Genomic DNA, 24,840 nt, shown 5'->3' on the forward strand with positions numbered 1-24,840 from the left:
TACCCCCGGGCGAACGGAGATGAAGTACGGGACACCCGGCGTCCTGAGTACCCGTACTCAGGCGCACGTCGAGCGCCGGCCGCACCATCGAGGACATGCTGTGGTCAGACCCGGAGAACGAGCCGCCGAAGGAACTGCGCGACGCCCAGGCGATGATGCGCCGGGCGGGGCTGTTCCTCGCGCTGGCCATGGTGATCGCGATGCTCGTCGTCGGCCTGCACTGAGGCCCACGCCACCGGCCGGGACGCCTACGATGGCGCCCATGACTGCTCAGCGCCGTGTCGTCCTCGCCTCCCAATCACCCGCCCGGCTCGGGCTGCTCCGCCAGGCGGGGCTCGCCCCCGAGGTGATCGTCAGCGGTGTCGACGAGGACGCGCTGACCGCGCCCAGCCCCGCCGAACTCGCCCTCGTGCTCGCCGAGGCGAAGGCCGACGCGGTGGCCGTCCGCCCCGAGGCCGCCGACGCGCTGGTCATCGGCTGCGACTCGGTGCTCGAACTCGACGGCCAGGCGCTCGGCAAGCCCGCCGACGCCGAGGACGCCACGGCCCGCTGGAAGTCGATGCGCGGCCGGTCCGGGGTGCTGCAGACGGGGCACTGCGTGATCGACACGGCCACGGGCGAGCGCGCCTCGGCGACCGCGTCGACCGTCGTACGGTTCGGCGAGCCCACCGACGCGGAGATCGCGGCGTACGTGGCCAGCGGTGAACCCCTTTACGTGGCAGGGGCGTTCACGCTCGACGGCCGCTCGGCGCCCTTCGTCGACTCCATCGAGGGCGACCACGGCAACGTCATCGGCCTCTCGCTGCCGCTGCTGCGCAGGCTCCTCGCCGCGCTCGGCGTCTCGATCACCGACCTCTGGGCCTAGCGGCCCGCGCTCAGGCGGCGGCGGGGGCGCCGCCGGGCGCCCCGTCCTCGGGCCGGTCCCGCGGCACCGGCCGTTCCTTCACGTACGCCAGGAGCACGAAGACCAACAGGGCGAGCACGACCATCATCCAGGCGAACGCGGGCCAGCCGACCAGGCCGACGGTGAGCGCACCGAGCACGCCGTGCACCACCGCGCAGGCGATCACCGCGATGCGGGCGACGCGGCCCGGGGCGCGGTCGCGTACGCCGATGATCAGCAGGATCACCCCGCAGGCGGCGAGGAAGAGTCCGAACAGGACGCCCGCGACCACCGCCCCGGTGGATATCGCGTGCGGATCGAGGCCCGCCATCGACATGTGCTGACGGTCGGCGACCTTGCCCAGCACCCAGTTGACGAGCACCACGGCGCACGCCTCGGCGAAGAGCACGAGCGCGGTCACGATGGCGATCGGTCGGCGCAGCACCACGCGACACCCCCTGTTACCCCTAGTACGGCTGGGTTGCGCACGCTACTAACCGGTAATGCTTCGTACAAGAGTCTGGACAACAACCGTGGCCGGTCCGCGACCGCACGCCTCGCCGCGGGGACACCGGGCCGCAAAGAATCATTCGGCCATTCGTAGGGACTCCACAAAGAAACGCCCGGACCTGCTGGCCGTCGGGACAGAGACCTTGACCACACCGCACCGCTACTGTGCGGTACGGGAGCCCGGCGTACCGTGGTGCGACAAGGGATTTCGCGACTTGAGCGTGCCTCGAATCACACTCCGTGTGGGCAAGCTCACCATTGGGGATGGGTCGTAAGCCAGTGTGCGGCTTCCCTAAACTCAGCTTGTTTCAAGGAGGGAGCCATCGTGCGCAAGGTGCTCATCGCCAACCGTGGCGAAATCGCTGTCCGCGTTGCCCGGGCCTGCCGGGATGCCGGGATCGCGAGCGTAGCCGTCTACGCCGATCCGGACCGGGATGCACTGCATGTCCGGGCAGCGGACGAGGCATTCGCCCTGGGCGGTGACACCCCGGCGGCCAGCTATCTGGACATCGCCAAGGTGCTCGCGGCCGCGGCCGACTCGGGGGCGGACGCGGTCCACCCGGGTTACGGATTCCTTTCCGAGAACGCCGAGTTCGCCCAGGCGGTGCTCGACGCGGGCCTGACCTGGATCGGCCCGCCGCCGCAGGCCATTCGCGACCTCGGCGACAAGGTGGCGGCCCGTCACATCGCCCAGCGCGCCGGTGCGCCGCTGGTCGCGGGCACCCCGGACCCGGTCTCGGGCGCCGACGAGGTCGTCGCCTTCGCGCGGGAACACGGCCTGCCCATCGCGATCAAGGCCGCCTTCGGCGGCGGCGGCCGCGGCCTCAAGGTCGCCCGCACCCTCGAAGAGGTCCCGGAGCTGTACGACTCCGCCGTGCGCGAGGCCGTCGCGGCCTTCGGCCGGGGAGAGTGCTTCGTCGAGCGCTACCTCGACAAGCCCCGTCACGTCGAGACCCAGTGCCTGGCCGACCAGCACGGCAACGTGGTCGTGGTCTCCACGCGCGACTGCTCGCTCCAGCGCCGCCACCAGAAGCTGGTCGAGGAGGCGCCCGCGCCGTTCCTCACGGAGGCGCAGAACTCGGAGCTGTACGCCGCGTCCAAGGCCATCCTGAAGGAGGCCGGTTACGTCGGCGCGGGCACCGTCGAGTTCCTCGTCGGCGCCGACGGCACGATCTCCTTCCTGGAGGTCAACACCCGCCTCCAGGTGGAGCACCCGGTCACCGAAGAGGTCACCGGCATCGACCTGGTCCGCGAGATGTTCCGCATCGCCGACGGCGAGGAACTCGGCTACGGCGACCCGGTCATGCGCGGCCACTCCTTCGAGTTCCGCATCAACGGCGAGGACCCGGGCCGCGGCTTCCTGCCCGCGCCGGGCACCGTGACCGTGTTCGCGCCGCCGTCGGGTCCGGGCGTGCGCCTGGACGCGGGCGTCGAGTCCGGCTCCGTCATCGGCCCCGCCTGGGACTCGCTCCTGGCCAAGCTGATCGTGACCGGCGCGACGCGTAAGCAGGCGCTCCAGCGCGCGGCGCGCGCGCTCGCCGAGTTCAACGTCGAGGGCATGGCCACCGCGATCCCCTTCCACCGCGCGGTCGTCGCCGACCCGGCGTTCACGGCCGACCCGTTCCGTATCCACACCCGGTGGATCGAGACCGAGTTCGTCAACGAGATCCCGGCGTTCACGGCCCCGGCCGACGCGGACACGGACGAGGAGCCGGGCCGCGAGACGGTCGTCGTCGAGGTCGGCGGCAAGCGCCTCGAGGTCTCCCTGCCGTCCTCGCTCGGCATGACGCTGGCCCGGACCGCCGCGGCGGGTGGCGCCAAGCCCAAGCGCCGCGCCGCGAAGAAGGCGGGCTCCGCCGCCTCCGGCGACACCCTCGCCTCTCCGATGCAGGGCACGATCGTCAAGGTCGCGGTCGAGGAGGGCCAGGAGGTCAAGGAGGGCGACCTCGTCGTTGTCCTGGAGGCCATGAAGATGGAGCAGCCGCTGAACGCGCACCGCTCCGGCACGATCAAGGGGCTGGCCGCGGAGGTTGGGGCGTCGGTGTCGTCCGGCGCGATGATCTGCGAGATCAAGGACTGACCCACCCTGCCCAGGAGCCCCGGCCAGCCCTTGGCCGGGGCTCCCGCATGTCGGCACCCTGGGGCTCCGCCCCAGACCCCGTTCGCGCCTCAAGGGCGCTCGTCCTCAATCGCCGGACAGGCTGAAGATGCCCATGCCGCCCAGCACCCGTGCCGCGAAGGGGCGCGGGGAACTGCGCGAGCAACCACGCATGGTCCGCAGACGAAGGGGCGAAAGGGGTCTGGGGCGGAGCCCCAGGGGGGCCGGGTGGCATGCTGGGGGGATGGATGGGAAAACGGGGGCAGGGGCCCGGCCCCTGCGGGCGGACGCGCGACGCAACCACGACCGCCTGCTGGCAGCCGCCCGAACCGCCTTCGCGGAACACGGCACGGACACCTCCCTGGAGGACGTGGCCCGCAGGGCCGGCGTGGGCATCGGCACCCTGTACCGCCACTTCCCCACCCGTCACGCCCTGCTGAGCGCGGTGTTCCAGAGCGAGGTGGACGTACTCCTCGCCCGCGCAAGGGAGTTGCTGGACGCCGAGCAGCCCTGCACCGCCCTCATCGAGTGGCTGCGCGCCACCATCACGCACGCGGGGGTGTACCGGGGCCTGGCCCGGGCGCTCATGTCGGCGTCGGGCGACGCGAGTTCGGCCCTGTCGCGGTGCAGCGAGCCGATGCGCGAGGCGGGTGACGCCCTGCTCGTACGGGCCCGGGAGGCCGGTTCCGTACGAGCGGGCGTCACCATCGCCGACCTCATGCAGCTGACCAACGCCATCGCGCTGGCGGCCGAACAGTCCCCGGACGACCCGGAGTTGGCCGATCGGCTGCTGGCTCTGACCTACCGGGGCCTCAAGGCCTGAGCCCGTTCAGCGCCGTCGCAGGTCCGCCACGCGGGCCCGCTCGCCCGGCCCCTGCGGCTCGCCCATCGCCGCGGCGCTGCGCAACTGCGGTCCCGCACCGGGCCCGTGGCTGCGGCGCTGGCCGGGGAGCGGCATGTCCCGGCGCGGTGGCCGGCCCTGGCTGTTCTCACCGGCCGCCCCCGAGGGGCCCGCCACGGCGATCTGCACCCCCTGGTCGGCGAGGGCCTGCAACTCGGTGACGGCCCGGTCGTCGTGGGCCGGGGGCTCGTCGGTGACCAGGCGGGTGATGACGTCGGTCGGCACCGTCTGGAACATGGTGTCGGTGCCGAGCTTGGTGTGGTCGGCCAGGACCACGACCTCGGCTGCCGCCTGGACCAGCGCGCGGTCCACGCTCGCGGAGAGCATGTTGGAGGTGGACAGGCCGCGCTCGGCGGTCAGCCCGCTCCCGGACAGGAAGGCGCGCGAGACCCGCAGGCCCTGGAGGGACTGCTCGGCGCCACTGCCCACCAGGGCGTAGTTGGAGCCGCGCAGGGTGCCTCCGGTCATGACGACCTCGACCCGGTTGGCGTGCGCCAACGCCTGTGCCACCAGCAGGGAGTTGGTGACGACGGTCAGGCCCGGGACCCGTGCGAGCCGGCGGGCCAGCTCCTGCGTGGTCGTCCCGGCGCCGACCACGATGGCCTCGCCCTCTTCGACGAGACCGGCGGCGAGATCGGCGATGGCCGTCTTCTCCGCGGTCGCTAGATGGGATTTCTGCGGGAAGCCGGACTCGCGGGTGAACCCGCCCGGCAGCACCGCACCGCCGTGCCGGCGGTCGAGGAGTCCTTCGGCCTCCAGCGCCCGCACGTCCCGCCGTACGGTCACTTCGGAGGTCTGGACGACACGGGCGAGCTCACGGAGCGATACCGCCCCGTTGGCGCGCACCATTTCGAGGATCAATTGGCGACGTTCTGCAGCGAACACGAAACTGACAGTAACCTGGGCGGCCGAATCTTTTCAGCAGTTTGCGCCGAATAACAGAAGGTGCACCCAAAGGGGGTCACCGAGTGGTATATGCCCGCCGGAAACCCACACGGCCCGGCGCCCACTCGACAACCCCCCGTCCCACCAGGGAAGTTACGCCTCCCCGGCCTTCTTCCGGGTGTGCAGCTGACGGGCCACTTCGGCGATCGAGCCGGACAGTGACGGGTACACGGTGAACGCATTCGCGATCTGCTCGACCGTCAGATTGTTGTCGACCGCGATCGAGATCGGATGGATCAGTTCACTGGCGCGCGGCGCGACCACACAGCCGCCGACGATGATGCCGGTGCCCGGGCGGCAGAAGATCTTGACGAAGCCGTCCCGGATGCCCTGCATCTTGGCGCGCGGGTTGCGAAGCAGCGGCAGCTTGACGACCCGGGCGTCGATCTTGCCCGCGTCCACGTCGGCCTGGGTGTAGCCGACGGTGGCGATCTCGGGGTCGGTGAAGACGTTGGAGGAGACCGTCTTCAGGTTCAGCGGGGCCACCGCGTCGCCCAGGAAGTGGTACATGGCGATCCGGCCCTGCATCGCGGCGACCGAGGCCAGCGCGAAGATGCCGGTCACGTCGCCGGCCGCGTACACCCCGGGGGCGGAGGTGCGCGAGACCTTGTCGGTCCAGATGTGGCCCGACTCCTTGAGGCGTACGCCCGACTCCTCCAGGCCCATGTTCGCGGTGTTCGGGATCGCGCCGACGGCCATCAGGCAGTGGGAGCCGCTGATGACGCGGCCGTCGGAGAGGGCGACCTCGACGCGGTCGCCGACGCGCTTGGCGGACTCGGCGCGCGAGCGGGCCATGACGTTCATGCCGCGGCGGCGGAACACGTCCTCCAGGACGGCGGCCGCGTCCGGGTCCTCACCGGGCAGCACCCGGTCGCGGGACGAGACGAGGGTGACCTTGGAGCCGAGCGCCTGGTAGGCGCCCGCGAACTCGGCGCCGGTGACGCCGGAACCGACCACGATGAGCTCCTCGGGGAGCTCGTCCAGGTCGTACACCTGCGTCCAGTTGAGGATCCGCTCGCCGTCGGGCTGGGCGTCGGGCAGCTCGCGCGGGCTTCCGCCGGTGGCGATCAGGACGGCCTCGCAGGTGAGCATCTCCTCGGTGCCGTCGGCCGCCGTGACGATCACGTCGCGGGTGCCGTCGATGCCCTGCGGCCCGGCGAGCCGGCCGCGGCCGCGCATGACCCGGGCGCCCGCGCGGGTCACCGAGGCGGTGATGTCGTGGGACTGGGCGAGCGCGAGGCGCTTGACCCGGCGGTTGACTTTGCCGAGGTCCACGCCGACGACCCGGGCGGACTGCTCCTCGGGAGGCGTGTCGTCGGCGACGAGGATGCCCAACTCCTCGTACGAAGAGTCGAAGGTGGTCATCACCTCGGCCGTCGCGATCAGGGTCTTCGACGGCACGCAGTCGGTCAGCACCGACGCCCCGCCCAGACCGTCGCAGTCCACGACGGTCACCTCCGCGCCGAGCTGGGCGCCCACCAGGGCCGCCTCGTATCCGCCCGGTCCGCCACCGATGATCACGATCCGCGTCACGAAAAAGTCCGCCTCGTAGTGTCGATCCCGGCCTGCCTGCCCGCCCGGCCGGGGGTCCGGGGCGGGGCCCCGGGGGAACGCAGTACGTACCTCATTGTCCCGCACGCTTCAAGTGTCCTCGCCCCGGGGGCGCCATTCGGCCGCCCTGGCGGGATCCGGCGGGGCCCGGGTGCGGACGGGCCGCGCGAAGTGCCCCCGCGGGCCACTGTCGTACCCTCGTCACCATGTCGCTCTACGCCGCGTACGCCGGCAACCTGGATCCGCGGCTGATGACCCGCCGCGCCCCGCACTCACCGCTGCGCGGCACCGGCTGGCTCAACGGCTGGCGCCTGACGTTCGGCGGGGAGCAGATGGGCTGGGAGGGCGCCCTCGCGACGATCGTCGAGGCACCCCGCTCGCAGGTCTTCGTCGCCCTGTACGACATCGCGCCGCTCGACGAGGAGTCGATGGACCGGTGGGAGGGGGTCGGGCTCGACATCTACCGCCGGATGCGGGTGCGGGTGCACACCCTGGACGGCGAGGAGGCGGCCTGGCTGTACGTCCTGAACGGGTACGAGGGCGGTCTGCCCTCGGCCCGGTACCTGGGCGAGCTGGCCGACGCGGCGGAGTCCGCGGGCGCGCCGCACGACTATGTGATGGAACTGCGCAAGCGGCCCTGCTGAGCCGCGCCGAGGCCCGACCCCCGTGCGGGGGCCGGGCCTCGCCCGTTTGCGAGCCCGCTCTCGTGCGAAGCCACAAAGGGATCGGACAGGTCCGTTATCCTGCACATCTACGCGCGTAGGACTTCAGCGGTTACGCTCGTGCGCGTAATTCTTCTTTACCGGGGGAAAACCCCCGGACCCGGCCGGACAGTCACCGGGCGGGACGACGTTCCTTCGCGAGGCGAGAGACTCAGTGAACGCATCTGCCACCCCGGACCTGCTCCAGGACCCCCACGCCGCCGCCGACGCCGCCGCCGCGCGCCTGCGCGAGCTCACCGGCGCCGAGACCCACGACGTCGCCCTGGTGATGGGCTCCGGCTGGGCGCCGGCCGTCGACGCCCTCGGTGCCCCCGAGGCCGAGTTCCCCGTGACCGAGCTGCCGGGCTTCCCCCCGCCGGCCGTCGAGGGACACGGCGGCAAGATCCGCTCGTACAAGATCGGTGACAAGCGCGCGCTGGTCTTCCTCGGCCGCACGCACTACTACGAGGGCCGCGGCGTCGCCGCCGTCTCGCACGGCGTGCGCACCGCCGTCGCCGCCGGCTGCAAGACCGTCGTGCTGACCAACGGCTGCGGCGGTCTGCGCGAGGGCATGCGCCCCGGCCAGCCGGTCCTCATCAGCGACCACATCAACCTGACGGCCACCTCGCCGATCATCGGCGCCAACTTCGTGGACCTCACCGACCTGTACTCGCCGCGGCTGCGCGCGCTGTGCAAGGAGGTCGACGAGACCCTGGAAGAGGGCGTCTACGTGCAGTTCCCCGGCCCGCACTACGAGACCCCGGCCGAGATCAACATGGTCCGCGTGCTCGGTGGCGACCTGGTCGGCATGTCGACCGTGCTGGAGGCCATCGCCGCCCGTGAGGCCGGCGCGGAGGTCCTCGGGATCTCGCTCGTCACCAACCTCGCCGCGGGCCTGACCGGCGAGCCGCTCAACCACGAAGAGGTGCTCCAGGCGGGTCGCGACTCGGCGGCGCGCATGGGCGAGCTGCTCACCCGGGTACTCGACCGCATCTGATCCCTTCTCGCGAAAGGCTGACAACGTGACGCAGGACCTGATCGCGCGGGCCGAGGCCTGGCTGGCCGAGGACCCCGACAGCGAGACCCGCGATGAGCTGGCCAAGCTCATCGAGAGTTCGGCGGACGCCGAGCACGCCGCGGAGCTGGCCGCGCGGTTCAGCGGCACGCTGCAGTTCGGCACCGCCGGGCTGCGCGGCGAGCTGGGCGCGGGTCCCATGCGGATGAACCGCTCGGTCGTCATCCGTGCCGCCGCCGGGCTCGCCGCGTACCTGAAGGCGAAGGGCCAGGGCGACGGCCTCGTCGTCATCGGCTACGACGCCCGCTACAAGTCCGCGGACTTCGCGCGCGACACGGCGGCCGTCATGGTCGGCGCCGGGCTCCGGGCGACGGTCCTGCCCCGCCCGCTGCCGACGCCCGTACTCGCCTACGCCATAAGGCACTTGGGCGCCGTGGCCGGCGTCGAGGTGACGGCCAGCCACAACCCGCCGCGGGACAACGGCTACAAGGTGTACCTCGGCGACGGCTCGCAGATCGTGCCGCCGGCCGACGCGGAGATCGCCGCCGAGATCGCCGCGGTCGCCTCGCTGCACGACGTGCCGCGTCCCGAGAGCGGCTGGGAGGTGCTCGGGGAGGAGGTCCTGGACGCCTACCTGGCGCGTACGGACGCGGTGCTGACCCCTGGCTCCCCGCGTACCGCGAACGTCGTCTACACGGCGATGCACGGCGTCGGCAAGGACGTGCTGCTCGCCGCGTTCGCGCGGGCGGGCTTCCCCGAGCCGGTGCTCGTGGCCGAACAGGCCGAGCCGGACCCGGCGTTCCCGACCGTGGCCTTCCCCAACCCGGAGGAGCCGGGCGCGATGGACCTGGCGTTCGCCACGGCCCGCCGCAGCGAGAGCCGGGACGGCGGGGTGGATCTCGTCCTCGCCAACGACCCGGACGCCGACCGCTGCGCGGCCGCGGTCAAGGACCGGGACGGCGAGTGGCGGATGCTGCGCGGCGACGAGGTCGGCGCGCTGCTCGCCGCCCACCTGGTCGCCAAGGGCGTGACCGGCGTGTTCGCCGAGTCGATCGTGTCGTCCTCGCTGCTCGGCCGCATCGCCGAGGCCGCCGGGCTCGGGTACGAGGAGACGCTCACCGGGTTCAAGTGGATCGCCCGCGTGGACGGCCTGCGCTACGGCTACGAGGAGGCGCTCGGCTACTGCGTCGACCCCGAGGGCGTGCGCGACAAGGACGGCATCACGGCCGCCCTGGTCTTCGCCGAGCTCGCCTCCGTCCTGAAGGAGCAGGGCCGCACGGTCCTGGACCTGCTCGACGAACTGGCCCTGGCACACGGCCTGCACGCCACCGACCAGCTGTCGGTCCGCGTCGAGGACCTGACGGTGATCTCGGACGCGATGGCGCGGCTGCGCGAGCAGCCGCCGACCTCGCTCGCCGGCCTCGCCGTCACCCGGGCCGAGGACCTCACCGAGGGCACCGAGGCCCTGCCGCCCACCGACGGCCTGCGCTACTACCTGGAGGGCGCGCGGGTGATCGTGCGGCCGAGCGGCACCGAGCCGAAGCTCAAGTGCTACCTGGAGGTCGTGGTCCCGGTGGGCTCGGCCGACGAGCTCGACGCGGCCCGCGCCAGGGGCGCCGAACTCCTGGCCGGCATCAAGAAGGACCTCGCGGCGGCCGCCGGCATCTGACCGGCGGGGCGCGAGGAGCCCGAGCGGCGAAGGCCGGGGCGGTGGTCGGGCGACCACCGCCCCGGTCCTGCTTTCGGGTGATTTCGTACGGCAGTTGACGCAGCGGTGCGGCGAGCGGGCGGGACTTGCGAGAAAGGGTGACCCGTACCTCTCGCCGTGCCCGAGCAAGGAGCTGTCGCCGTGCCACCGACCGCACCGTCACCGGCGACCACCCCGGTCCGTCGCCGTCCCGTCCCCGCCGCCCGCCGCCACCCGGCGCCACGCGGCGCCGGCGGCCGACCGCCGGCGCGGGAGCGGGCGCGCACCGCCCTCGCGTACGCAGGGCCCGCGCTGCTCGGCTATCTCGCGATCCGCCTCTTCGGAACGCTCGTCCTCGCGAAGTGGGCGCACGTGCGCCACCACGGCATCTGGCCGACGCTCGCCACGTCCTGGGACTCCAACTGGTACCTGGGCATCGCCGACCACGGCTACGTCCACACGCTGCACACCACGCAGCTGAACAACCTGGCCTTCTTCCCGCTGTACCCGTACCTGGTCAAGGCCGTCGCCGCCGTCACGCCGGGCTCGCGGGCCAGCGCCGGACTGCTGCTCGCCATCGGGTTCTCGCTGGTCGCCGCCTGCGGGGTGTTCGCCGTCGGCGACCGCCTGCACGGGCGCCGCACGGGCACCTGGCTCACGGTCCTGTGGGCCGCGCTGCCGGTCGGCATCGTCCAGTGGATGGGCTACACCGAGTCCCTGTTCACCGCCCTGACGGCCTGGGCGCTGTACTGCGTGCTCACCCGGCGCTGGGTGTGGGCGGGCTCGCTCGCGGCGCTCGCGGGACTGACCCGCCCCACCGGCATCGCGATCGCGGCCGCGGTCTCGCTGACCGCGCTCGTCACGCTCGTACGCACCCGCGCGCCCGAGCCGCGCCTGGTGCTCGGCGGGCTGCTCGCCCCCCTCGGCTGGTGCGGGTACGTGGCCTGGGTGGGGCTGCGGGTCGGCCGCTGGGACGGCTACTTCGCGGTGCAGAAGCTGTGGGACAACGAGTGGGACGGCGGCGTCGGCACCCTGCGCGACATCCGCTCGATCCTGGTGTACGCGAACCGGCCGCCGCTGTTCCTGGTGCTCGTCACCCTGGTCCTGATCCTGTCCGGCGCGCTGTACCTGCTCTCGCTCGCCGACCGTCAGCCGCTGGCCCTGCTGGTCTTCTCGGGCGCCCTGCTGTTCGTCGTCCTCGGCAGCGGCGGCGTCTACTTCCCGCGGGCCCGCTTCCTGGTTCCCGGCTTCCCGCTGCTGCTCCCGGTCGCGGTGGCGCTCGCGCGGGCCCGCCGCACCGTCACGGTCCTGGCGCTCGGCGCCGCCGCCCTGTCCTCGGCGTGGCTCGGCGCGTACATGCTCCTGGTGTGGCCGGGCCCGCCGTGAGCGCGCTCAGCCGATGGCGAGCAGCGCGACGAACAGGACCGCCCCGGCGATCGCGGGCGCGATGACCTCGTAGGCCCAGCGCACGCTCACCACACCCTGCGCGCCCTCGCGCGCGGCACCCTGCTCGGCGAGGTCGCGCAGGTCCCGGATGGACTGGTCGGCGGGCGCCATGCGCGCCTTGGCGTCGGTGACGTCGGCCGTCACGGACACCCCGATCTGGCCGTCGACCGTCGCGTCCCGCACCTGGCGGCGGGCGGCCCGCTTGCGCTGGCGCAGCGAGACGGGGATCGCCCACAGCTGGTACTTGCCGCCCGACTGGTCGAAGACCTCGCTGGAGTATCCGGCCCGTACGTCCGCGACGGCCGCCCAGGGCAAGGTGATCGTACGGAACGGGTTGCGCACCAGGAGCCGGTCGGCGCTCGCGAACACCGCGGGGCGGAAGCTGAAGGCGACGACCAGCGGTACCGCGCACAGCAGCACGGCGAGCGCGAGCCAGGGGGCGTTGCCGTGGCCCTGGACCACGGCGTCGACGCCGAGCCAGCCGCCGATCACGAGCAGCAGCGCGCCGCCGGCGATACCGGGGGCGGAACGGTAGGTCCGGTCGGCGTAGGCCGGCTCGGCGGGCGGCGTGGGGCTCGTCATGGCCCGATTCTGCCTCACGCCCCTGGCGCCGGTTGTGCTCAGGCCACCAGATCCGCGTACAGGATGATGTTGTCGGGGCGGTGGCCGCCGGTCAGCTCGCCGCCGCAGGTGATGATCCGCAGCTCGGGACGGTCGGTGTTGCCGTACACCTTCTGGGTCGGGAAGGTCTTCTTGTCGACCTGTTCGAGCGCGCGGACCGTGAACTTCGCGGTCTTTCCGTCGGCGCGGACGACCGAGACGACATCCCCGACCCTGACCTTGGAGACGTTCTTCAGGACCGCGGGGCCCTTGACCGTGTCGAAGTGCCCGATGAGCACGGCGGGCCCGGTCTGGCCCGGGGTGACCCCCTTGTCGTACCAGCCGATCCGGTCGGCGTCGGCGACGGAGGGCACCTCGACGGTGCCGTCGTCGGCGAGCCCGAGGTCGAGGATGGGGCTCGCGTCGACCCCGGCCGCCGGGATCTCGACCCGTACCGGCTTGGAGGCGGGCAGCGCGGCCGGGGCCTTGGCGGCGGGGGCGCTGGAGGCGGCGGAGACGGTCGGCGGCGGGGTGGGCCTGGCGGAATCGGAGCCGCAGCCGACGGCGGAGACGCCGAGGGCGAGGACGAAGAGGGCGGCGGCGGCCGAACGAGCCGCACGGGTGCGGGACATGGGGTGCTCCGGAAGGGCCGTGAGGAGGGCGGGCCGCCGAGGTGGCGGCCCGCCCGGGGGTCGGGTCAGACGCGGGCGGCGGCGCGACGGCGCAGCGCCACGTAGCCGCCGGCCGCGACGACCGCGAGACCCGCGCCGCCCGCGACCAGCGCGGTCGTGTCGTCACCGGACTGCTTGATCTCGGCACCGGCCGCGACGGCGCCCTGGGGCACGACGGTGGTCTGACCGCCGTTCTGGGTGGGCGCGTTGGCGGGGGTGGCCGTGGCGAGGCCGGTGGCGGCGGTGCCGCTCGCGCAGCCGGCCGGGAGCTTCGGGAAGGCGGTGTAGGCGTACGGGGCGCCGCCGCCCTGGGTGCGCTGGCCGAGCCTGGGTGCGGTGGTGCCCGCGTTGTCGATGCGGAGGCCCGCGGCGCCGTTGACCGGCGAGGCGCTGTCGGCGGAGCCGAGCGTGGCGAAAGAGCTGTCGCGCAGCACGGCCTTGGGGCCCTGGGGGCTGTTGGTGAGCTTCACCGACATCCCGTCCCGGAAGACGCTGGGCACGACCTCGGTCACGGTGCAGCCGGAGCGTCCGCTGATGTACTCCGACTTCACCTTGCCCGTACCGGAGTTGAGGGTGACGTGCATGCCGTGGACGTACGCGTCGACGTCGTGGTCCGCGCTCTCGGTCTCCATGATCTCGACGACCTTGCCGTCGGTGAGGAACTCGGCGCGGTAGTGGTTGGTCGCGAACCGGTGCACCGCGAGCGTCTCGCCGTTGACCAGCTTGTACGTGGCGTCGCCCGGGTCGGTGCAGGTCTTGGGCAGCGCCGGGAAGTCCTGCGACTTCCAGGGGGCGTCGCCGCCCTGGCTGCGCTGGAAGAAGACGGCCTTGCCGCCGGTGCCGGCCGTGAGCCTGATGCCGGCGCTCAGGTCAGTGGGGTGGGCCCGGTCGACGCTTGCGACGACGGTGCCCTGGTCGTTGCGCAGCTCCGCCTTCGGGCCGTTCGCCAGGTCGTTGGTGAGCGTGACGAACAGGTACGGCTGCACCGAGGCGACGTCCTTGGTGACGTGGCAGGGGGTGGCGGAGGAGGTGGCCGAGCCGGCCGGGGTGGCCGCGAAGGCGGCGGCCGGGGTGAGGAGGGCTCCGGCGAGGGCGGCGGTGGCGATGGCGGCGCGGAGCGGGGTGCGGGCGTAGGTCGACATGAACGACTCCATGAAACAGGGCGGCCTGGTGGCCGGAAGGGATGAGGAGGGAGAGGTTGCATGCCGCCTCCTCTGCCGGGTGGGGCCGTTGAGGCTGGGCGGGGCTGCAAGAAGAAATCTATGGATCACCTGTCCGAGAAGCGTCCGCTCCATGTCACGGGCCCGTGACAGAGCTCACCCCCGACCACCTGCGCCGCGAGGGCTGTACAGGCAGCTACGCGCGTAGATATGCTCATCTGGTGACCATGCCCACCAATGCACCAGCAGCTGCCTTCGCCGACGCGACCGCGTCCGACGGCGCGCTGCGCCGCTTCCTCCACGGGCTCCCCGGCATCGACCCGGTGGGCCTGGAAGCGCGCGCCGCGTCCCTCGGCACCCGCTCGATCAAGACCTCGGCCAAGGCGTACGCCATCGACCTGGCCATTTCGATGATCGACCTGACGACGCTGGAAGGCGCGGACACCCCGGGCAAGGTCCGGGCACTCGCCGCCAAGGCCGTCCACCCCGACCCGACCGACCGCACCACCCCGCACACCGCCGCCGTCTGCGTCTATCCGGACATGGTGGCCACCGCCAAGGAGGTGCTGAAGGGCTCGGACGTCAAGGTCGCGTCCGTCGCCACCGCCTTCCCGGCGGGCCGCGCGGCCCTGCCGGTCAAGCTCGCGGACGTACGGGACGCGGTCGAGGCCGGCGCCGACGAGATCGACATGGTGATCGACCGGGGCGCGTTCCTCGCCGGTCACTACCTGAAGGTCTACGAGGAGATCGCGGCCGTCCGCGCCGAGTGCGGCGACCGGGCCCGCCTCAAGGTCATCTTCGAGACCGACGAGCTGTCGACGTACGACAACATCCGCCGCGCCAGCTGGCTCGGCATGATGGGCGGCGCCGACTTCATCAAGACCTCCACGGGCAAGGTGGCCGTGAACGCCACGCCGCCCAACACCCTGGTGCTGCTCGAAGCCGTACGCGACTTCCGCGCCCAGACCGGGATCCAGGTCGGCGTGAAGCCGGCCGGCGGCATCCGCTCCACCAAGGACGCGGTGAAGTTCCTGGTCCTGGTCAACGAGACGGTGGGCGAGGACTGGCTGGACGACAACTGGTTCCGCTTCGGCGCCTCCTCGCTGCTCAACGACTTGCTGATGCAGCGTCAGAAGCTGGCGACCGGCCGCTACTCCGGCCCCGACTACGTGACGGTGGACTGATCACCATGGCATCCCTGTTTGAGTACGCACCGGCTCCCGAGTCGCGCTCGGTCGTCGACATCGCGCCGTCCTACGGCCTGTTCATCGACGGCGAGTTCACCGAGGCCGCCGACGGCAAGGTCTTCAAGACCGTCTCGCCGTCCACCGAGGAGGTCCTGTCCGAGGTCGCCCGGGCGGGCGCCGAGGACGTGGACCGCGCCGTGAAGGCCGCGCGCCGGGCGTTCGAGAAGTGGTCGGCGCTGCCCGGCTCCGAGCGCGCCAAGTACCTGTTCCGCATCGCCCGGATCATCCAGGAGCGCAGCCGCGAGCTGGCCGTCCTGGAGACCCTGGACAACGGCAAGCCGATCAAGGAGACCCGCGACGCGGACCTCCCGCTGGTCGCCGCGCACTTCTTCTACTACGCGGGCTGGGCCGACAAGCTCGACCACGCCGGGTTCGGAGCGAATCCGCGTCCGCTGGGCGTCGCGGGCCAGGTCATCCCGTGGAACTTCCCGCTCCTGATGCTGGCGTGGAAGATCGCCCCGGCGCTGGCGACCGGCAACACGGTCGTCCTCAAGCCCGCCGAGACGACCCCCCTGTCCGCTCTGTTCTTCGCGGACGTCTGCCGCCAGGCGGGCCTGCCCAAGGGCGTCGTCAACATCCTCACCGGGTACGGCGACGCGGGCGCGGCCCTGGTCGAGCACCCCGACGTCAACAAGGTCGCCTTCACCGGCTCGACCGCCGTCGGCAAGGCCATCGCCCGCTCGGTGGCGGGCACCTCGAAGAAGGTCACCCTGGAGCTGGGCGGCAAGGGCGCCAACATCGTCTTCGACGACGCCCCCATCGACCAGGCCGTCGAGGGCATCGTCACCGGCATCTTCTTCAACCAGGGCCAGGTCTGCTGCGCGGGCTCGCGCCTGCTCGTCCAGGAGTCGATCCAGGACGAGCTGCTCGACTCGCTCAAGCGCCGCCTGTCCACGCTGCGCCTGGGCGACCCGCTGGACAAGAACACCGACATCGGCGCCATCAACTCGGCCGAGCAGCTCGCCCGGATCACCGCGCTCACCGAGACCGGTGAGGCGGAGGGCGCCGAGCGCTGGTCCGCCCCCTGCGAACTGCCCTCGGCGGGCTACTGGTTCGCGCCGACGCTCTTCACCAACGTCACCCAGGCGCACACCATCGCCCGCGACGAGATCTTCGGCCCGGTCCTGTCGGTGCTGAGCTTCCGCACGCCGGACGAGGCCGTCGCCAAGGCCAACAACAGCCAGTACGGCCTGTCCGCCGGCATCTGGACGGAGAAGGGCTCGCGCATCCTCGCGGTCGCGAACAAGCTCCGCGCCGGAGTCGTCTGGGCCAACACGTTCAACAAGTTCGACCCGACCTCGCCGTTCGGCGGCTACAAGGAGTCGGGCTTCGGCCGCGAGGGCGGCCGGCACGGTCTGGAGGGCTACCTCGATGTCTGATTCCCCGGCACGACTGAGTGTCTTCAAGACCTACAAGCTGTACGTGGGCGGGAAGTTCCCGCGTTCCGAGAGCGGCCGGGTGTACGAGGTGACCGACTCCAAGGGCAAGTGGCTGGCCAACGCACCCCTCTCGTCCCGCAAGGACGCGCGGGACGCGGTCGTCGCGGCCCGCAAGGCGTTCGGCGGCTGGTCGGGCGCGACCGCGTACAACCGGGGCCAGATCCTCTACCGCGTCGCCGAGATGCTGGAGGGCCGCAAGGACCAGTTCGTCCGCGAGGTCGCCGAGGCCGAGGGGCTCTCGAAGTCCAAGGCCGCCGCGGTCGTGGACGCGGCCATCGACCGCTGGGTCTGGTACGCGGGCTGGACCGACAAGATCGGCCAGGTCGTGGGCGGGGCGAACCCGGTCGCGGGCCCGTTCTTCAACCTCTCCACCCCCGAGCCGACCGGCGTCGTGACGGTGCTCGCCCCGCAGGAGTCGTCCTTCCTGGGCCTGGTCTCGGTCATCGCCCCCGTCATCGCGACCGGCAACACCGTGGTCGTCGTCGCGTCCGAGAAGGCGCCGCTCCCGGCGCTCTCGCTCGGTGAGGTGCTCGCCACCTCCGACCTGCCGGGCGGCGTGGTCAACGTGCTGTCCGGCAGGACGGCCGAGATCGCGGCGCCGCTCGCCGCGCACCAGGACGTCAACGCGATCGACCTGACGGGCGCGGACGCCGACTTGGCGCGCGAGCTGGAGATCGCGGCGGCAGACAACCTCAAGCGCGTGGTGCGCGCCAAGGCCGTGGACTTCACCGCGGACCCGGGCACCGAGCGCCTGACCGCGTTCCTGGAGACCAAGACGGTCTGGCACCCCACGGGTTCCCTGGGCGCGTCCGGCTCCGCCTACTGAGCCGCGCGAGGGGCCCCGCCGTCGAGTGGACGGCGGGGCCCCTCGCATGCGCCCGTCAGCCCGGCAGCAGCCGTGCCGCCGCGTCGACGAGCGGCAGGTCCTTGAGGGCGCCGCCGCTGGTCAGCGGGCTCGTGGCCATCGCCGTCGACACCGGCTTGAAGTCGGCCACCTGGGTGCCCACGCCGTTGGTCAGCGGATCGACCCCGGTGTTGGCCAGCGGGTCCAGGCGCAGCCCCTTGGCGGGGCCGATCGCGTGGCCGACCGCTCCGGTCAGCCCGTCCGCGGCGGCCGCGAGGTCGGTGGCCGTCGCGCTCGGGCCCACCGCGGGCGCGGGGGCCGCCGGCGCGGCCTGGGCGGCCGATCCCGCGCCGACCAGGGCCGCGCCGGCCGCCGTGACGGTGAGCCCGGCCCGCAGCAGCGCCCGGCGGCGCCGGTTCCTGGCGGGTTCGGGGGCCTCGTGCTGTCCCATGGGATCCCACTCACTCTCGTACGAAGGATGCGTCATCGCGCGGTCACGAAGCGTAGTTGAGATGTGATGCTGGATACCAACGGCCTCCCCGGGGGGTACCACTCCCGGGTGCATGGCCCACACTGGTGTCCCGTGAGTTCATCTGCCATTCCGACGCGCGTCGTCCTGCTCTCGGGGCCCTCCGGCTCCGGCAAGTCGTCCCTCGCCGCCCGCACGGACCTGCCCGTGCTGCGCCTCGACGACTTCTACAAAGAAGGTGACGACCCGACCCTGCCGCTGGTGGCGGGCAGTTCGGACATCGACTGGGACTCCCCGCTGTCCTGGGACGCGGACGCCGCGATCAGGGCCATCACCGACCTGTGCCGCACGGGCCGCACCGCGGTGCCGGTCTACTCGATCGCGACGAGTTCCATCACCGGCACCACCGCGCTCGGCATCGACCGCACCCCGCTGTTCATCGCGGAGGGCATCTTCGCCGCCGACATCGTGGCCCGCTGCCAGGAGCTCGGGGTGCTTGCCGACGCGATCTGCCTGCGGGGCCGGCCCTCCACCACCTTCCGCCGCAGGCTGCTGCGCGACCTCAAGGAGGGCCGCAAGTCGGTGGCGTTCCTGCTGCGGCGCGGCTGGCGGCTGATGCGCGCCGAGCGTGCGATCGTCGCCCGCCAGACCGCGCTCGGCGCCCACCCCTGCGGCAAGGAGGAGGCGCTCGGCCGGATCGCGGGCGCGGCGGCCGGACGCTGCCGCACGGCCGCCGCGGCCTGAGCACGCGCACACAATGAAGCGGCGGGGCCGATGGCCCCGCCGCTTCCCCCGTTTCCCCCGTGGGCGGTCCCCGTGTCCCCCCGTGGACCTCCCGTTCCCCTCCCCCAGACCTTCAGGCCACCAACTCGCCGAAGGACTCCTCCTCGTCACGCCCGAAGCTGAGGACCTCGTCCTCGCGCAGCCGGCGCAGCGAGCGCCAGATGCTGGACTTCACCGTGCCGACACTGATGTCCAGGATTTCCGCGATCTCCGGGTCGGTACGACCCTCGTAGTAGCGCAGCACCAGCATCGTGCGCTGCAGTTCGGGAAGGCGGGCCAGCGCCTGCCAGAGCACCGCGCGCAGTTCGGTGCCGCGCATCGCGTCCGTGTCGCCGGCCGTCTCCGGCAGCTCCTCGGTCGGGTACTCGTTGAGCTTGCGCCGCCGCCAGGCGCTGATGTGCAGGTTGGTCATGGTCCGGCGCAGGTAGCCGCCGACCGCCGCCTTGTCGCTGATGCGATCCCAGGCCCGGTAGGTGGAGAACAGCGCGCTCTGCAGCAGGTCCTCCGCCTCGTAGCGGTCGCCGGTCAGGTGGTAGGCGGTCGCGTACAGGGAGGCGCGGCGCTCCTGGACGTAGGCGGTGAACTCCGCCTCCGACAGGCTCTGCCGCTCCCCCGTGACCTCCCGGTACGCCGCCCCGCCGCCCTGCGGCCTGTTCCCCGCGGCCGGAACCGCGGAGGTGTCCATCACCGTCATGTACGACGTGTGCTGGCGCCCGGTGCCGCGAGCGCACCCCCGCCCGCTCACAGCGGCACCGGACTTCTCGGTGCTCCGTACGACGTCGTGGAGACGCGTCACAACTGCGCCGGAGTTGGTGCTGTGCAGTGCGTTCATCTCGCGCCCCCCGTCGGTGGAGTCTGTTTTTCGTGCCGTGCTGGGTTACGAGGAAGAGCTTGCCCGGGCGACTTCATCGAGCTGTCCGCCGAGTGTCACAGGCCTGTCACAGCGGCCGCGTCGCACGTGGATGCGGGCCGGGGGCCGGACGGGGGTCGTGCTCCTGTCCCCCATGGGCCAGAATGACCTCTGTGCCTTTCCTGTTGCTGATCGAGGACGACGACGCCATCCGCACGGCCCTCGAACTCTCCCTGTCCCGCCAGGGCCACCGTGTGGCCACCGCGGCGACGGGCGAGGACGGTCTGAAACTGCTGCGTGAGCAGCGGCCGGACCTGATCGTGCTGGACGTGATGCTGCCCGGGATCGACGGTTTCGAGGTGTGCCGCCGGATCCGGCGCACCGACCAGCTGCCGATCATTTTGCTGACCGCGCGCAACGACGACATCGACGTGGTGGTGGGCCTCGAGTCCGGCGCCGACGACTATGTGGTCAAGCCGGTCCAGGGGCGGGTCCTCGACGCCCGGATCCGGGCGGTGCTGCGGCGGGGGGAGCGCGAGGCCACCGACTCGGCGGCGTTCGGCAACGTGGTGATCGACCGGGCCGCGATGACCGTCACCAAGAACGGCGAGGACCTCCAACTCACGCCCACCGAGCTGCGGTTGCTGCTCGAACTGAGCCGCCGCCCCGGCCAGGCGCTCTCCCGCCAGCAGCTGCTCCGGCTGGTGTGGGAGCACGACTACCTGGGCGACTCCCGCCTCGTCGACGCCTGTGTGCAGCGGCTGCGCGCCAAGGTCGAGGACGTGCCGTCCTCGCCGACGCTGATCCGTACGGTCCGTGGTGTGGGCTACCGCCTGGACACCCCCTCGTGAACCTGTCGCACCACCTCCGCACCTCCGATAAGCAGGGCATGTGAAGCGAGCGATACTCGCCGGTCTGCGCTGGACCAGTCTGCGGCTGCGGCTCGTCGTCGTGTTCGCGCTCGTCGCGCTCACCGCGGCCGTCTCCGCGTCCGGCATCGCGTACTGGCTCAACCGTGAGGCCGTCCTCGTCCGCACCCAGGACTCGGCGCTCAACGACTTCCGTCAGGGCATGCAGAACCGGGCCGCCTCGCTGCCGTTGCAGCCCACCGAGCACGAGCTGCAGGTGGCCGCCAAGCAGATGGCGGACAGCAGCAACTCCCGTTACAACGTGCTGCTGGTGGCCGAGCGCGCCCCGGGCAAGCCGATCGTGGGGGCGTCGAACGTCGACGGCTTCACACTCGACGACGTGCCGGGCTCCCTCCAGGAGGCGGTCACCAAGAAGCAGAAGGTCACCCAGACCAACGCCTACCCGTACCACCTGTTCTGGCAGCGGATCACCCTGCACGGCCATCCGTACCTGGTCGGCGGGACGAAGATCATCGGGGCCGGGCCGACCGGTTACATGCTGGCCCCGCTCGACCAGGAGCGGCGCGACCTCAACTCGCTCGCCTGGTCGCTCGGCATCGCCACCCTGCTCGCGCTGCTCGCCTCGGCGCTGCTCGCGCAGGCGGCCGCCACCACCGTGCTGCGGCCGGTGCAGCGGCTCGGGGACGCGGCGCGCCGGCTCGGCGAGGGCAAGCTCGACACCCGCCTGAGGGTCTCCGGCACGGACGAACTCGCCGATCTGTCACGGACGTTCAACCGCACCGCCGAGGCCCTGGAGAAGAAGGTCACCGACATGAGCGCACGCGAGGAGGCGAGCCGCCGCTTCGTCGCCGACATGTCGCACGAGCTGCGTACGCCGCTGACCGCGCTCACCGCGGTCGCCGAGGTCCTGGACGAGGAGGAGGACAGCCTCGACCCGATGATCGCGCCCGCCGTGCGCCTGGTGGTCTCCGAGACCCGGCGCCTGAACGTCCTGGTCGAGAACCTGATGGAGGTCACCCGCTTCGACGCGGGCACCGCCCGCCTGGTCCTGGACGACGTGGACATCGCCGACCAGATCACCGCGTGCATCGACACCCGGGCCTGGCTGGACGCCGTCGAACTGGACGCCGAGCGCGGCATCATGGCCCGCCTCGACCCGCGCCGCCTGGACGTGGTGCTCGCCAACCTCATCGGCAACGCCCTCAAGCACGGCGGCTCCCCGGTGCGGGTCTCGGTGCGCGTCGAGGACGACGAGCTGGTCATCGCGGTACGCGACCACGGGCCCGGCATCCCCGAGGACGTACTGCCGCACGTCTTCGACCGCTTCTACAAGGCCAGCGCCTCGCGGCCGCGCTCCGAGGGCAGCGGTCTGGGCCTGTCCATCGCGATGGAGAACGCGCACATCCACGGCGGCGACATCTCCGCCTCCAACTCCCCCGAAGGCGGCGCGGTGTTCGTGCTGCGGCTTCCGCTGGACGCCACCCCGCCCGCCACCGCCGAGACGCCGGAAGGAGGCGCGGCGCAGTGAGAGGACGACGTCACCGGGCAGCCGCCGCGCTGGCCGGGCTGCTCGCGCTGGGCGCGGCCGCCACCGGCTGCGGAATCCGGCCCACCTCGGTCCCGGTCGACGCGGGACCGGCTCCTTCCCGGGTGCCGTGCGAGGTGCCGGACAACGCGGTCACCCCGCAGTTCGAGGGCGTCACCGCCCAGGTCTACCTGGTGTGCGGGGCGCAGCTGGTCACGGCCCGGCGCTCGGTGCGCATCCCGGAGAGCACGGGCGCGGCGGACCGGCTCCGCTTCGCGCAGGCGCTGCTCGACGAGCTGATCGCGCAGCCGTCGGGCGACGAGAAGGACGCCGGGTTCACCACCGAGGTGAAGGGCCCGCTCACCGTCACGGCGGCGCACAAGAACGATCCGGCGGGCGCGCTGCGGCTGAGCCGCAACCCGGCGGACCTCTCCGCGCTCGCCCTGTCCCAGGTGGTCTGCACGTACGCGGAGAACACCCCGACGGCGCCCGGCAGCCAGCAGGTGGTGCTCGGCGGGCCCGGCGAGGACCCGGCGCGCGGCTACACCTGCACGTCGGAGATGAAGTCCCGGCCGGACAGCGCGGCGACCCTGGGCGACATCCCCCGGCCCACCCGCACCTAGCGCGACACCCCGGCCAAGTCACCCGGCCGCGGCGGAACCGTTCCCGCCGCGGGCCGCGTCTTGGGGGGCGTGCAGCAGCTTCATGGTCAAGGCGGCAGCGCCGTCATCCGGTTCCGCGTGGTGGGGTTCGTCCTCCTCCTCGCGCATCTGCTGCTCGTGGCGTGGACCTCGCTGCGGCCCCGGAACGTGATGTGGGTGACGGCCACCAATCTGACGCCGTTCGCCGGCATCAAGGCCGATCTCGCGCTCGGTCCGCTGGAGGCCGCGCACCAGATCGGCGAGGGGCTGCTACTGCTCGCCCCGCTCGGGGTGCTGCTGCCCATAGTGGGCGGCCGGCTCCAGGTCTCCCCGCTCGCCTCGCTGGTACGCACCGTCCTGGCCGGCGCGCTGATCTCGCTCGGCATCGCCCTGTTGCAGACGGCGGTGCCCGGCCAGGTCCCCGACGTGGACTCGCTGCTCCTGAACACGGCCGGCGTCGCGCTCGCCCACCTCGCGGTGGTGCCGGCCGGCCGCCGGGGACTGCGCCGCAGGAACCAGAAGGAGGACCGGGAGCCGCCCGCCCCCGTCCTTCGGGATGACACCCCCCAGGGACGCACCCCGACGATTCCCAGGGTCGGGATCGCCCCGTAGCCCGACGGCCGGGCGGCGCCGGGGAGGGACCATGGAGACATCGCGAGGGAGCCCACCACGAGCGGCTCCCCCACTCCAGCTCCGAAGGAGCCTTCCATGAGCGCCCCTCTTCTCCGCCCCACCGAAGGCCGCCGGATCGGCGGGGTGTGCGCCGCGCTCGCACGGCGCTTCGGCACCTCCGCCACCACGATGCGCGTGATCTTCGTTCTCTCGTGCCTGCTGCCGGGGCCGCAGTTCCTGCTCTACCTGGCCCTGTGGGCGCTGATCCCCGCCGAGAAGGCGCCGCGCACCGCCTGGTAGTCAGCCCCCGAGGGTCCGGGCCAGCTTGTCGAGCTGCCGGTCGGCGATCTCGTGCGGGACCGTCACCGTCGAGGGCGCGCGCCCGGAGAGGTCGATCGCCATGAACCGCACCACGGTCGCGCCGAGGCGCACCACCACGATGTGCACCGGGGCCGGGGCCCCCTGGGCGAGCGCGGACGCGGTCCAGCCGACCGACTCGTCGCCCCGCACCGCGTACGGCACCTCACGCACCTCGCGATACGCGGCCCTGCGGCCGTCGAGTAGGGTGGCGAAACCGGTGCCGCAGCGGGCCAGCGCCGTGCGCAGCCCGGTCATGAGGCGGTGGGCGTCCGGCGCGGAGTAGGCGGACAGCGAGGCCGACACCGCGAGGCCCGGCGTGCGCTGCGAGCCGAGGCCCCGGCTCACCGTGGCCCGGGCCCGGTCGTCCGGGCGCTCCCCCATCACCTCCGCCAGCGGCGCGCACGCGGGGCGGTCGGCTCTCGGCGTGCCCTGGGTGTCGCCGGGCGGGGTGTCGCCGGAGATCCGGTAGCCGGGCACGTCGCCCGCGTCGAGGGCCGCCCGGCGCAGTGCGGCCTGGGTGCCGCCCGGGCCGCTCACGGATTCGACCGGGCCGTCCGGCGGGCCGGTGCAGGCCGCGGCGGCGAGCAACGCGGTCACGGTGAGCCCCGCCGCGAGGACGGCCGCCTTCGGACGCATGATCAGGACCCTACTCACACACCGCCGGGGCGCACACCCGGCTCACGGGTGTGCGCCCCGGCGGCGCGTGGTGCTGGGGGGTCAGCCGGAGAGGCCCGGCAGTCCGCCGCCGGCGAGGTTGCTGGCCACCGGGCCGGTCGGCAGGCCGCCCAGCAGACCCTGGACCGGGTCGGAGCTCGTGCCCTTCTGACCCGACTGCCCGGTGGCGGCGGGCAGCGCCTTGGCGACGATGCCGAGCGGGGTCCCGGCGGTCACGGTCGACAGCGCTCCCATCGGGAGCGCGGGGGCGGCGGACGCCGTCCCCGCGGCGGCGGCGGCGAAGGCGGCACCGAGGGCAACTACACCGAGCGTCTTGGCAGACTGCTTCATCAGAAATGTGTCCTTGGGGTGGGAAAGG

General features: G+C 72.5%; 27 protein-coding genes. 17 read left to right on the forward strand and 10 right to left on the reverse strand.

The genetic code is table 11. The features are described 5' to 3' along the window. Positions 1–95 precede the first annotated feature (95 nt). Positions 96–224 (forward strand): morphogenic membrane protein MmpB, encoded by a 129-nt coding sequence (gene mmpB, locus DT019_RS40730; RefSeq protein WP_262985322.1) that lies wholly within the window; start codon positions 96–98, stop codon positions 222–224. Positions 225–253: 29 nt separating this feature from the next. Continuing rightward, positions 254–865: a Maf family protein gene (locus DT019_RS13420; RefSeq protein WP_114037018.1), complete on the forward strand. Its 612-nt coding sequence runs from the start codon at positions 254–256 to the stop codon at positions 863–865. 10 nt (positions 866–875) lie between these two features. On the opposite strand, the gene DT019_RS13425 is transcribed toward DT019_RS13420, so the two are convergent. Then, entirely contained in the window at positions 876–1,325 is a 450-nt protein-coding gene (locus tag DT019_RS13425) for a hypothetical protein (RefSeq protein ID WP_114037252.1), read from the reverse strand. Positions 1,326–1,718: 393 nt separating this feature from the next. On the opposite strand from DT019_RS13425, the gene DT019_RS13430 reads away from it, so the two are divergent. Beyond that, positions 1,719–3,473 (forward strand): acetyl/propionyl/methylcrotonyl-CoA carboxylase subunit alpha, encoded by a 1,755-nt coding sequence (locus DT019_RS13430; RefSeq protein WP_114037019.1) that lies wholly within the window; start codon positions 1,719–1,721, stop codon positions 3,471–3,473. Positions 3,474–3,735: 262 nt separating this feature from the next. Further along, complete coding sequence (locus tag DT019_RS13435; protein WP_114037020.1) at positions 3,736–4,314, forward strand: TetR/AcrR family transcriptional regulator; 579 nt, start codon at positions 3,736–3,738, stop codon at positions 4,312–4,314. Between the two features lie 6 nt (positions 4,315–4,320). Here the strand turns inward: DT019_RS13435 and DT019_RS13440 are convergent, their stop codons facing one another. Together DT019_RS13440 and DT019_RS13445 are read right to left on the reverse strand one after the other, a co-directional pair. Next, entirely contained in the window at positions 4,321–5,277 is a 957-nt protein-coding gene (locus tag DT019_RS13440) for a DeoR/GlpR family DNA-binding transcription regulator (RefSeq protein ID WP_114037021.1), read from the reverse strand. A 153-nt stretch (positions 5,278–5,430) separates the two neighbouring features. After that, positions 5,431–6,870 (reverse strand): NAD(P)H-quinone dehydrogenase, encoded by a 1,440-nt coding sequence (locus DT019_RS13445; protein ID WP_114037022.1) that lies wholly within the window; start codon positions 6,868–6,870, stop codon positions 5,431–5,433. Positions 6,871–7,094: 224 nt separating this feature from the next. On the opposite strand from DT019_RS13445, the gene DT019_RS13450 reads away from it, so the two are divergent. From DT019_RS13450 to DT019_RS13465, 4 genes are all read left to right on the forward strand, one after another. Continuing rightward, positions 7,095–7,532, forward strand: a complete 438-nt coding sequence (locus tag DT019_RS13450; protein WP_100575073.1) for a gamma-glutamylcyclotransferase — start codon at positions 7,095–7,097, stop codon at positions 7,530–7,532. 232 nt (positions 7,533–7,764) lie between these two features. Continuing rightward, positions 7,765–8,586 (forward strand): purine-nucleoside phosphorylase, encoded by an 822-nt coding sequence (locus DT019_RS13455; RefSeq protein ID WP_114037023.1) that lies wholly within the window; start codon positions 7,765–7,767, stop codon positions 8,584–8,586. A gap of 25 nt (positions 8,587–8,611) precedes the next feature. Next, a complete protein-coding gene (locus DT019_RS13460) occupies positions 8,612–10,273 on the forward strand; it encodes a phospho-sugar mutase (RefSeq protein WP_114037024.1) in 1,662 nt (553 codons plus the stop codon). A 180-nt stretch (positions 10,274–10,453) separates the two neighbouring features. After that, entirely contained in the window at positions 10,454–11,677 is a 1,224-nt protein-coding gene (locus DT019_RS13465) for a glycosyltransferase family 39 protein (protein ID WP_114037025.1), read from the forward strand. Between the two features lie 6 nt (positions 11,678–11,683). Here the strand turns inward: DT019_RS13465 and DT019_RS13470 are convergent, their stop codons facing one another. From DT019_RS13470 to DT019_RS13480, 3 genes are all read right to left on the reverse strand, one after another. Next, entirely contained in the window at positions 11,684–12,319 is a 636-nt protein-coding gene (locus tag DT019_RS13470) for a PH domain-containing protein (RefSeq protein ID WP_114037026.1), read from the reverse strand. Between the two features lie 38 nt (positions 12,320–12,357). After that, positions 12,358–12,969, reverse strand: a complete 612-nt coding sequence (locus tag DT019_RS13475; RefSeq protein ID WP_114037027.1) for a class F sortase — start codon at positions 12,967–12,969, stop codon at positions 12,358–12,360. A 65-nt stretch (positions 12,970–13,034) separates the two neighbouring features. Beyond that, positions 13,035–14,150 carry a hypothetical protein gene (locus DT019_RS13480; protein ID WP_189389504.1) on the reverse strand — a complete coding sequence of 372 codons (1,116 nt, stop codon included), beginning with the start codon at positions 14,148–14,150 and terminating at the stop codon, positions 13,035–13,037. A gap of 245 nt (positions 14,151–14,395) precedes the next feature. On the opposite strand from DT019_RS13480, the gene deoC reads away from it, so the two are divergent. The 3 genes from deoC to DT019_RS13500 are packed head-to-tail and all read left to right on the forward strand — an operon-like array spanning position 14,396 to position 17,680. Beyond that, complete coding sequence (gene deoC, locus DT019_RS13490; protein ID WP_114037253.1) at positions 14,396–15,352, forward strand: deoxyribose-phosphate aldolase; 957 nt, start codon at positions 14,396–14,398, stop codon at positions 15,350–15,352. A 5-nt stretch (positions 15,353–15,357) separates the two neighbouring features. Continuing rightward, complete coding sequence (locus DT019_RS13495) at positions 15,358–16,794, forward strand: aldehyde dehydrogenase family protein (protein ID WP_114037029.1); 1,437 nt, start codon at positions 15,358–15,360, stop codon at positions 16,792–16,794. Beyond that, a complete protein-coding gene (locus DT019_RS13500) occupies positions 16,787–17,680 on the forward strand; it encodes an aldehyde dehydrogenase family protein (protein WP_114037030.1) in 894 nt (297 codons plus the stop codon). Before DT019_RS13495 ends, DT019_RS13500 begins: the two co-directional genes overlap by 8 nt. Positions 17,681–17,735: 55 nt before the next feature. Here the strand turns inward: DT019_RS13500 and DT019_RS13505 are convergent, their stop codons facing one another. Then, a complete protein-coding gene (locus tag DT019_RS13505) occupies positions 17,736–18,149 on the reverse strand; it encodes a hypothetical protein (RefSeq protein WP_114037031.1) in 414 nt (137 codons plus the stop codon). A 66-nt stretch (positions 18,150–18,215) separates the two neighbouring features. Here DT019_RS13505 and DT019_RS13510 point away from each other — a divergent pair, with 66 nt between their 5' ends. Continuing rightward, on the forward strand, positions 18,216–18,911 hold the full coding sequence (locus DT019_RS13510; protein ID WP_114037254.1) for a uridine kinase: 696 nt from the start codon (positions 18,216–18,218) through the stop codon (positions 18,909–18,911). Positions 18,912–19,023: 112 nt separating this feature from the next. Here the strand turns inward: DT019_RS13510 and DT019_RS13515 are convergent, their stop codons facing one another. Further along, entirely contained in the window at positions 19,024–19,782 is a 759-nt protein-coding gene (locus DT019_RS13515) for a SigE family RNA polymerase sigma factor (protein ID WP_114037032.1), read from the reverse strand. A gap of 191 nt (positions 19,783–19,973) precedes the next feature. On the opposite strand from DT019_RS13515, the gene afsQ1 reads away from it, so the two are divergent. The 5 genes from afsQ1 (at position 19,974) to DT019_RS13540 (ending at position 23,747) form a co-directional block, all read left to right on the forward strand. Next, the gene (gene afsQ1 / locus DT019_RS13520; protein ID WP_174248559.1) at positions 19,974–20,651 is read left to right on the forward strand and encodes a two-component system response regulator AfsQ1; all 678 of its coding nucleotides are present in this window, start codon (positions 19,974–19,976) and stop codon (positions 20,649–20,651) included. Between the two features lie 40 nt (positions 20,652–20,691). Further along, positions 20,692–22,197, forward strand: coding sequence for a sensor histidine kinase (locus DT019_RS13525; protein WP_114037033.1), 1,506 nt, complete (start codon positions 20,692–20,694; stop codon positions 22,195–22,197). Continuing rightward, complete coding sequence (locus tag DT019_RS13530) at positions 22,194–22,817, forward strand: hypothetical protein (RefSeq protein WP_114037034.1); 624 nt, start codon at positions 22,194–22,196, stop codon at positions 22,815–22,817. The genes DT019_RS13525 and DT019_RS13530 overlap by 4 nt, the downstream gene beginning before the upstream one ends. Positions 22,818–22,886: 69 nt before the next feature. Further along, on the forward strand, positions 22,887–23,447 hold the full coding sequence (locus tag DT019_RS13535; protein ID WP_223279476.1) for a VanZ family protein: 561 nt from the start codon (positions 22,887–22,889) through the stop codon (positions 23,445–23,447). Positions 23,448–23,543: 96 nt separating this feature from the next. Then, positions 23,544–23,747 (forward strand): PspC domain-containing protein, encoded by a 204-nt coding sequence (locus tag DT019_RS13540; protein WP_114037035.1) that lies wholly within the window; start codon positions 23,544–23,546, stop codon positions 23,745–23,747. Here the strand turns inward: DT019_RS13540 and DT019_RS13545 are convergent, their stop codons facing one another. Next, complete coding sequence (locus tag DT019_RS13545) at positions 23,748–24,443, reverse strand: hypothetical protein (RefSeq protein ID WP_114037036.1); 696 nt, start codon at positions 24,441–24,443, stop codon at positions 23,748–23,750. Positions 24,444–24,524: 81 nt separating this feature from the next. Then, entirely contained in the window at positions 24,525–24,812 is a 288-nt protein-coding gene (locus DT019_RS13550) for a hypothetical protein (RefSeq protein WP_114037037.1), read from the reverse strand. Positions 24,813–24,840 lie beyond the last annotated feature (28 nt).

The sequence above is a fragment of the Streptomyces sp. SDr-06 genome (assembly GCF_003324565.1).
Lineage (GTDB): Bacteria > Actinomycetota > Actinomycetes > Streptomycetales > Streptomycetaceae > Streptomyces.

Excerpts from the sequence above, each read along its gene's own strand:
- DT019_RS13540 (WP_114037035.1), top strand. The coding sequence starts at position 23,544 with ATGAGCGCCCCTCTTCTCCGCCCCACCGAAGGCCGCCGGATCGGCGGG.
- DT019_RS13495 (WP_114037029.1), top strand. The coding sequence starts at position 15,358 with ATGGCATCCCTGTTTGAGTACGCACCGGCTCCCGAGTCGCGCTCGGTC.
- mmpB (WP_262985322.1), top strand. The coding sequence starts at position 96 with ATGCTGTGGTCAGACCCGGAGAACGAGCCGCCGAAGGAACTGCGCGAC.
- DT019_RS13545 (WP_114037036.1), bottom strand. The coding sequence starts at position 24,443 with ATGCGTCCGAAGGCGGCCGTCCTCGCGGCGGGGCTCACCGTGACCGCG.
- DT019_RS13500 (WP_114037030.1), top strand. The coding sequence starts at position 16,787 with ATGTCTGATTCCCCGGCACGACTGAGTGTCTTCAAGACCTACAAGCTG.
- DT019_RS13515 (WP_114037032.1), bottom strand. The coding sequence starts at position 19,782 with ATGAACGCACTGCACAGCACCAACTCCGGCGCAGTTGTGACGCGTCTC.
- DT019_RS13475 (WP_114037027.1), bottom strand. The coding sequence starts at position 12,969 with ATGTCCCGCACCCGTGCGGCTCGTTCGGCCGCCGCCGCCCTCTTCGTC.
- DT019_RS13505 (WP_114037031.1), bottom strand. The coding sequence starts at position 18,149 with ATGGGACAGCACGAGGCCCCCGAACCCGCCAGGAACCGGCGCCGCCGG.
- DT019_RS13435 (WP_114037020.1), top strand. The coding sequence starts at position 3,736 with ATGGATGGGAAAACGGGGGCAGGGGCCCGGCCCCTGCGGGCGGACGCG.
- DT019_RS13480 (WP_189389504.1), bottom strand. The coding sequence starts at position 14,150 with ATGTCGACCTACGCCCGCACCCCGCTCCGCGCCGCCATCGCCACCGCC.
- deoC (WP_114037253.1), top strand. The coding sequence starts at position 14,396 with ATGCCCACCAATGCACCAGCAGCTGCCTTCGCCGACGCGACCGCGTCC.
- DT019_RS13450 (WP_100575073.1), top strand. The coding sequence starts at position 7,095 with ATGTCGCTCTACGCCGCGTACGCCGGCAACCTGGATCCGCGGCTGATG.
- DT019_RS13420 (WP_114037018.1), top strand. The coding sequence starts at position 254 with ATGGCGCCCATGACTGCTCAGCGCCGTGTCGTCCTCGCCTCCCAATCA.
- DT019_RS13510 (WP_114037254.1), top strand. The coding sequence starts at position 18,216 with ATGCTGGATACCAACGGCCTCCCCGGGGGGTACCACTCCCGGGTGCAT.
- DT019_RS13470 (WP_114037026.1), bottom strand. The coding sequence starts at position 12,319 with ATGACGAGCCCCACGCCGCCCGCCGAGCCGGCCTACGCCGACCGGACC.
- DT019_RS13550 (WP_114037037.1), bottom strand. The coding sequence starts at position 24,812 with ATGAAGCAGTCTGCCAAGACGCTCGGTGTAGTTGCCCTCGGTGCCGCC.